The following is a 7,450-nucleotide window of genomic DNA, read 5'->3' as shown; positions in this document are numbered from 1 at the left end:
TCCAAAGGGAACCTTGGCAGCCTGAGGCTGCACAAACCCCGTGATGCAGACCTACCAGAACCGCGCCGCCACCATGAAACCCGCCCGCCGCTTTGGCGCCCGCACCGTCGCGACGCTGCTCGGCCTCCGCTTCGCCTACCGCTTCGGCAGCCGGCTCGCGCCAGGCCGTACCGTGGCGCACGCGGCGCGCGTGTTCCAGACGCCACTCCCCAGCAGCCGTGAGCGCGCCACCCTGGCGCTGGCCACGATGACCGCGCGGCGCGAAAGCGTCGATGTCGATGGCGAGAAGATCGCGACGTATGTATGGGGCGATCCCGCGACCCAGCCTTACGTGTTGCTGGCCCACGGCTGGTCCAGCCTCGGGCTGCGCTGGGAAAGCTGGGCGCCGCATCTTCTTGCGAAGGGTTGGGCGGCCGTGGCGTTCGACCAGCCGGCGCACGGCCACAGCGGCGGCGATCTCTGCACCTTGCCCGACTTCGTGCGAACGGTGACGGCGATCGGCCGGCACTACGGCGATGCGGAGGGTGTCATCGCCCATTCCCTCGGCGGCGCCGCGGTCACCCTCGCGCTGGATGATGGCTGGACGGCGAAGCGCGTGGTCCTGATCGCACCGGCCGCTGATCCAGAAGCCGCCACGTCGCGTTTCGCCCGCTTCGTCCGGCTTGCGCAGCACCTGCGTCCCTCGTTGCACACCACGCTGGCGAGGCGTACGGGCGTGGCGATCGACGAGCTGCACATCCGCCACCATGCGCCGAAACGGACGCAACCGGCGCTGATCGTCCACGATTTCTTCGACCGCGATGTGCCGGTGGAAGAGGGCGAGCTTTACGCCAGCCTGTGGCCGAACAGCACGCTGCTGAAGACCCGCCGCCTCGGCCACCGCCGCATCGTCGACGACGAGTGCGTCCAGACCGCCGCCCTGGCCTTCCTCTCCGGCACCGATTTCAGCTGATCCAGCCGTAGGAGCCCACCCTGTGGGCGACATCTTTCTCGGTGGCGTGCAAACCCCTGCGGCTCCCTCGCGAAAAGCCGTCGCCCACAGGGTGGGCTCCTACGGTGGGCGCGCGTTTACGCTGCACCGCGTCAGAGCCCCCGCCAGCCCCGGCGGTAGAATCGGCGGGTTCCCCACCCGCATTGGTTCTACCCCGGAGTTTCCATGAGCTCGCAGCCCAAGCACATCCCCGCCAGCAGCACCGACGCGGAGGCGACGCCGTTGCGCTTCGTCACGGCAGCGAGCCTGTTCGATGGCCACGATGCCGCGATCAACATCATGCGCCGCATCATCCAGAGCCAGGGCGCCGAAGTGATCCACCTGGGGCATAACCGCTCGGTGGAAGACGTCGTGCGCGCCGCGCTGCAGGAAGACGCGGACGCCATCGCGCTGTCGTCGTACCAGGGTGGCCACGTCGAATACTTCAAGTACATGGTCGACATGCTGCGCGAGCGCGGCGCGGGCCACGTGCGCGTGTTCGGTGGTGGTGGCGGCACGATCACCCCCGAAGAAATCCGCGAACTCCAGGCCTACGGCGTCGAGCGCATCTATCACCCCAACGACGGCATGAAGCTCGGCCTCGTCGAGATGATCGAAGACGTGATGACCCGCACCCGCAGCGCACAGCAGGCGCGCGCGGAAGCGGTCCCGGAAGCCACCTCGATCGAAGACGAGATCTCGATCGGCGGCATGCTCTCGGCCATCGAGGAAGACAGCTTGCCGGCTGCCGAACTCGAGCGCCTGCGCAAGGAATGGAAGCTCGCCGGCGGCAAGCCGCCGGTGCTCGGCCTCACCGGGACCGGTGGCGCAGGTAAGTCGTCGGTCGTGGATGAGCTGCTGTTGCGTTTCCTGCATGCGTTCCCGCAGATGCGCATCGCCGTGCTCGCCGTCGATCCGACCCGTCGTCGCAGCGGTGGCGCATTGCTGGGCGATCGCATTCGCATGAACTCGCTGCGCAGCCACCGTGTCTACATGCGCTCCATGGCCACGCGCCGCCAGCACGCCGCGACCTCGGTGGTGCTGCACGATTGCATCGATTTCCTGAAGGCCCAGGCGTACGACCTCGTCATCGTCGAAACCGCCGGTATCGGCCAGAGCGATTCGGAGATCGTCGATCTCGTCGATTTCCCTGTCTACGTGATGACCAGCGAATACGGCGCCGCCAGCCAGCTCGAGAAGATCGACATGCTCGACTTCGCCGAGCTCGTGGTGCTGAACAAGTTCGACAAACGCGGCGCCGAAGATGCGCTGCGCGACGTGCGCAAGCAGTGGAAGCGCAACCGCACCGCGTTCAACCTGGCTGACGACAAGGTGCCGGTCTATCCGACCATCGCCAGCCAGTTCAATGACCCGGGCGTCACCTGGATGTTCGACAACCTGTGTCGCCTGCTGCGCGAGAAGCTTGCGCTGCCGGGCGAGGGCTGGACGCCGGACCTCGACACCAGCCTGCGTGAGCCGCGCGCCACGGTGCTCATCCCGGGCAGCCGCGTGCGCTACCTGGCCGAGATCGCGGAGCAGGGCCGTGGCGTCAATGCTTCGATCGCAAAGCAGGCCGAAGCGGCCGCCAAGGCCCAGCACTACTACGAATCGCTGAAGGACATCGGCGACGAGAAGCTGCCGCGCGCGTTCGATCTTTACGACCACGAGCAGCTCAGCGTGGAGGGCGACCGCTCGCTCGCCGTGCTTCGCCAGCGCTACAACACCGCCGTGCGCGAGCTCTCGAGCGAGGCGATCAACCTGCTGCGCGAGTGGCCGGTGCGCTTTGCTTCCGTCACCGCGGAGTACAACGAGTACACGGTGCGCGACAAGGTGATCCGCGTCGAGAACTACCGCGAGTCGCTCAGCCACCAGAAGATCCCCAAGGTCTCGCCGCCCAAGACGAAGGGCTGGGGCGAACAGCTCTCGTTCCTGATGCGCGAGAACCTGCCGGGTTACTACCCGTACACCGGCGGCGTGTTCCCGTACCGTCGCGCTGGCGAGGACCCGACCCGCATGTTCGCGGGCGAGGGCACACCGGAGCGCACCAATCGCCGCTTCCATTACCTGTCGCTGGGTGGCGCCGCCGCGCGCCTCTCCACCGCGTTCGATTCGGTCACGCTGTACGGCGAAGACCCGGCGCCGCGCCCGGACATCTACGGCAAGATCGGTAATTCCGGCGTATCCATCGCAACGCTCGACGACATGAAGAAGCTGTATTCCGGCTTCGACCTTTCCGCGCCGAGCACCTCGGTGTCGATGACGATCAATGGCCCGGCGCCGATCATCCTTGCGATGTTCATGAACACGGCGATCGACCAGAACATCGAGAAGTACCTGAACGAGGAGCCCTCGCGCTGGGAGGCGGTGAACGCCCGCATCGCGCAGCTCTACCCGGATGGCAACCGTCCGCGCTACCACGGTGAGCTGCCGGCCGGTAACGACGGCCTCGGCCTCGGTCTGCTCGGTGTCTCGGGCGAGGAAGTGGTCGATGACGCGACCTACGAGCGGATCAAGACCTACACGCTCGCCACCGTGCGCGGCACGGTGCAGGCCGACATCCTGAAGGAAGACCAGGCGCAGAACACCTGCATCTTCAGCACGGAGTTCGCCCTGCGCATGATGGGCGATATCCAGCAGTACTTCGTCGACCACAAGGTCCGCAATTTCTACTCGGTGTCGATTTCGGGTTACCACATCGCCGAAGCCGGCGCGAACCCGATCAGCCAGCTGGCCTTCACCCTGTCGAACGGCTTCACCATCGTCGAGTATTACCTCGCCCGTGGCATGAAGATCGACGACTTCGCGCCGAACCTGTCGTTCTTCTTCTCGAACGGCATGGACCCGGAGTACACGGTCATCGGCCGCGTCGCCCGCCGCATCTGGGCCCGCGCCATGCGCGAGCGCTACGGCGCCAGCGCGCGCAGCCAGATGCTGAAGTACCACATCCAGACCGCGGGCCGCTCGCTGCACGCGCAGGACATCCACTACAACGCTAGCCGCACGACGCTGCAGGCGCTGTACGCGCTGTTCGACAACTGCAACAGCCTGCACACCAATGCCTACGACGAAGCGATCACCACGCCGACCGAGGAAAGCGTGCGCCGCGCGGTGGCGATCCAGCTGATCATCAACCGCGAGCTCGGCCTCAACTTCAACGAGAACCCGTGGCAGGGCAGCTTCATCGTCGATGAGCTGACCGACCTGGTCGAAGAAGCCGTGTACAAGGAGTTCGAGGCGATAAGCGAGCGCGGCGGCGTGCTCGGCGCCATGGACACGATGTACCAGCGCGGCAAGATCCAGGAAGAGTCGATGTACTACGAGCACAAGAAGCACGACGGCTCGCTTCCGCTCATCGGCGTCAACACTTTCCTCCCGAAGGACCACGGTGGCGAGATCGCTACCGAGATCGAGCTCATCCGCTCCACGCCGGAAGAGAAGGGCCAGCAGATCGACAACGTCCAGCGCTACGGCAACGCCCGCAACGGCCTCGCCCCCGACAGCCTGCGCACCCTGCAGAACACCGCCCGCGACCGCCGAAACGTCTTCGAACAGCTGATGGACGCCGTCAAGCACAACAGCCTCGGCCAGATCAGCCACGCGCTGTACGACGTGGGCGGCGAATACCGCCGCAACATGTAACCCCAAGGCCCGCCACCCGGCGGGCCTTTTTTTGTCGTGGCGCTTTGACCGCGTGGGAGCGCGCTTGCGCGCGATCGCGCGCGAGCGCGCTCCCACAGCCAGTCAGTCTGACGCGAAGTCGATTCCCTTTACCCCGTGCGCCTTCACAAGGGCTAGCACGCGTGCCACGTCCTCGTACGAAGCTTCATCCCTCGCATGGAGTTCCACGTGCGGGATGCGCGAGGCGTCGTCCAGGCCCTGGCTGGCGGCGATGTCGAGCTGCCCGGCGAGGGTGGCATCGCTGACCAGCGTGCCGTTAAGAAAGACCATGCCACCGGGATCCACGGTGACCCGTAGAGGATCAGGTAGAAGGTCCGACGACGAATTCGCGGGCAGGTCTACCCGGTTCTTGTGCGCGATGACCGGCGCCGAAATCATGAAGATGATGAGCAGCACCAGCAGCACGTCGACGAGCGGGGTGACGTTGATGCCGGCGATCGGGGACGACTCGACCTTGGTAGAGAAAGCCATACTTCCTCCTGCGTCTGGGTGTGGATGAGCCCTGATGCCGGGCGACAAGGGGGATGCCCGGCGACCCGACTATGCCGTGACCGTGGGGACTTCCCGCAAGGGCCCGGGCGGGTGCATGATCTTCGGATGGTCGCGCGATGCAGGCGCGCGCACTCAAGGGGACCATGGGATGGCTGGGAGTGATACGAACGTGCCCTCGGGCGCGAGCGCTGGGGTGGCGTGGCAGCCGCACCGCGTGGTGCTTTCCCTGGGCAAGGGGATCGTCAGGATCAACGCCTTTTGCCTTTCGGCCGTGGCCATGCTCATCCAGGTCGTCATCAGGCCCTGGTTCCCGACCTGGTTTGTCACACTCGGCGTTCTGGGGCTCGCCGTCATCGTTCACGAAGCAGGGCATTACGTGGCCGCCAGGATGGGTGGCATGCGGGTTGTCCTGGTGCGGATCGGTCCGCTGCAGATCGCGCCGCGACGACGCGGTTGGAAAGTGCGGTGGAAGCGATCGCCCGGCGCCGCCGCGGGCTCGGTCACGGCCCTGCCGGATCCGGATCAGCCATGGCGCCCGGCGTTCATGCGTTTCGCGGTGGGTGGCGTCGTCGCTAACCTGCTCCTGGCGGTGCCGTTGCTAATCGGCGTTGTCACGGCACCGTCCACCCATGCACGCCTGTGGTTCGCCGCCTGCCTCTGCGGCGCGGCATTTCCACTGGTAAACATCGTCCCGTTCCATCGCGGCATGGATTCGGACGGGCTGCTGGCCTGGCGCTGGTGGCGACACCCGCCGACGACGACCCAGCTACTCGCCACGCGCGCGCTGTCGCGCATCATGTGGGGTACGCAGCTCGACGCGTTGGCCCCGGATGAAGCCGCTGCGCTGCACCGGATGAGCCCGATGCACGCCGTATGGTGCGATGTGATGGGCGACCTGCTGCGCGGCGACTGGCAGGCCGGTGCCGGCCGCCTCGACGCCTGGCGTGCGGCCATTCCCGACGACAAGCAACGGCGTTCACTGTTCACCGAATTCACGGCCCAGGTACGTCGCGAGATTGCGTTCGCAACGGCGATCCATGAGCGCGATGCATCGCTACTACCTGATAAGGCCTCGATGCGCGCCTCGCGTTGGACTACGCCGTCTCTGGCGTCGCGCTGCCGCGCCGTCGTCGCGTGGCTGGACGACGATTTCAACGCGGTGGCCGTGGCAACGATCGATGCCATGGCTCTCGCCGGTGACAGCGCGGACGTCTCGGCCCAGGAAAGCACGCGCCGCATCTGCGCCGCCCTGGCTGCCACGCCGCGAATCCGGGCGGATGCGGGATTTGCTGGCCCGGCAGCGCACGGCTGATGAAGCGCACCTGACCCGCTCACCTTGAACCAACCGGCTGATTCGTAGTCCCATGGGGGCTGGATTCACCGGAGTGCCTTGTTTTGAGCAGTCAGTCGTCGGGTTCGAAGTGGTTGGCGGGCGTGTTGGTCGTCGCCATCGTGGGTTTGGGTGGCGTGTTCCTCTACCGCGAGAAACAGGCGCATGACGCCGCTCAGCCGCCCCAGCCGGTCGCGGCCGCGTCGTCGGCGTTGCCCTCGGCGTCCGTCCACGATGCGGCGCTCCCCCAGCATCCGATCAACCCCGCCAGTTCCTCCACGGCATCGTTGCCGGCGCTCGACCAGAGCGATGACGAGATCATGGCCGGCCTGCTGGCGCTGACCAGCGATGGCGCGCTCAAGACCCTGCTGCGCCCGGATGCGATCGTGTCGCGCATGGTCTCGACCATCGATGCGCTGCCGAAGCAGACCATCGGCATGAACATCCTACCCATGCGCACGCCCACCGGCCGCTTCCAGGTCCAGTCCGACGACGGCATGTTCGTTGAGTCGAAGAAGAACCTCGAGCGCTACGATACCTACATGTACGTGGCTGACCACGTGAACCCCAAGGCCGCCGCTGCCTGGTACAAGCGCAATTACCCGCTGTTCCAGGCGGCCTACCGCGACCTCGGCACCAATGGCTACTTCAATGATCGCCTGATCGAAGTGATCGACCACCTGCTCGCCGCGCCGGAGCCGAGGGGCTCGCTGCAGTTGCTTCCGGAGAAGGTCGGTTACGTGTACGCCAACCCCGCCTACGAGCAGCTCGCGGTGGGGCAGACGTTCATGATCCGCGTGGGTGCGGATAACGAGGCTAAGCTCAAGGCGAAGTTGCGTGGGCTACGCGAGGCCATTGTTGCCGACGCGCCGCAGGGCGCTAAGTAACATCGTGTGGGAGCGGGGGTGGGGCGGGGGGGGTGGGGGGACGCACCCCAACCCCGCCACCCGCCGCGGACCGGCGCAGTGGTTTAGTATTGG

At 66.3% G+C, this 7,450-nt stretch carries 5 protein-coding genes; 4 read left to right on the top strand and 1 reads right to left on the bottom strand.

The features are described from left to right. Window positions 1-43: 43 nt before the first annotated feature. Window positions 44-952, top strand: coding sequence for an alpha/beta hydrolase (locus ACTHLF_RS19775; RefSeq protein WP_440329716.1), 909 nt, complete (start codon window positions 44-46; stop codon window positions 950-952). A gap of 204 nt (window positions 953-1,156) precedes the next feature. Next, on the top strand, window positions 1,157-4,609 hold the full coding sequence (locus ACTHLF_RS19770; RefSeq protein WP_440329715.1) for a methylmalonyl-CoA mutase family protein: 3,453 nt from the start codon (window positions 1,157-1,159) through the stop codon (window positions 4,607-4,609). 102 nt (window positions 4,610-4,711) lie between these two features. Here the strand turns inward: ACTHLF_RS19770 and ACTHLF_RS19765 are convergent, their stop codons facing one another. Next, window positions 4,712-5,119: an ExbD/TolR family protein gene (locus tag ACTHLF_RS19765; protein ID WP_440329713.1), complete on the bottom strand. Its 408-nt coding sequence runs from the start codon at window positions 5,117-5,119 to the stop codon at window positions 4,712-4,714. 169 nt (window positions 5,120-5,288) lie between these two features. Here ACTHLF_RS19765 and ACTHLF_RS19760 point away from each other — a divergent pair, with 169 nt between their 5' ends. Next, a complete protein-coding gene (locus ACTHLF_RS19760) occupies window positions 5,289-6,452 on the top strand; it encodes a site-2 protease family protein (RefSeq protein ID WP_440329711.1) in 1,164 nt (387 codons plus the stop codon). Between the two features lie 83 nt (window positions 6,453-6,535). Next, on the top strand, window positions 6,536-7,357 hold the full coding sequence (locus ACTHLF_RS19755; protein ID WP_440329709.1) for a DUF3014 domain-containing protein: 822 nt from the start codon (window positions 6,536-6,538) through the stop codon (window positions 7,355-7,357). The last annotated feature ends 93 nt before the right edge of the window (window positions 7,358-7,450 follow it).

This window comes from Luteibacter sp. (assembly GCF_051958795.1).
In the GTDB taxonomy this organism is placed as follows: domain Bacteria; phylum Pseudomonadota; class Gammaproteobacteria; order Xanthomonadales; family Rhodanobacteraceae; genus Luteibacter.
The sequence above is the reverse complement of the archived record's forward strand: the minus strand, read 5'-3'. Positions and strand labels throughout refer to the sequence as shown.

Bases quoted from the DNA above. Each gene is read 5' to 3' on its own strand.
- ACTHLF_RS19770 (WP_440329715.1), top strand. From the start codon at position 1,157: ATGAGCTCGCAGCCCAAGCACATCCCCGCCAGCAGCACCGACGCGGAG.
- ACTHLF_RS19765 (WP_440329713.1), bottom strand. From the start codon at position 5,119: ATGGCTTTCTCTACCAAGGTCGAGTCGTCCCCGATCGCCGGCATCAAC.
- ACTHLF_RS19775 (WP_440329716.1), top strand. From the start codon at position 44: ATGCAGACCTACCAGAACCGCGCCGCCACCATGAAACCCGCCCGCCGC.
- ACTHLF_RS19760 (WP_440329711.1), top strand. From the start codon at position 5,289: ATGGCTGGGAGTGATACGAACGTGCCCTCGGGCGCGAGCGCTGGGGTG.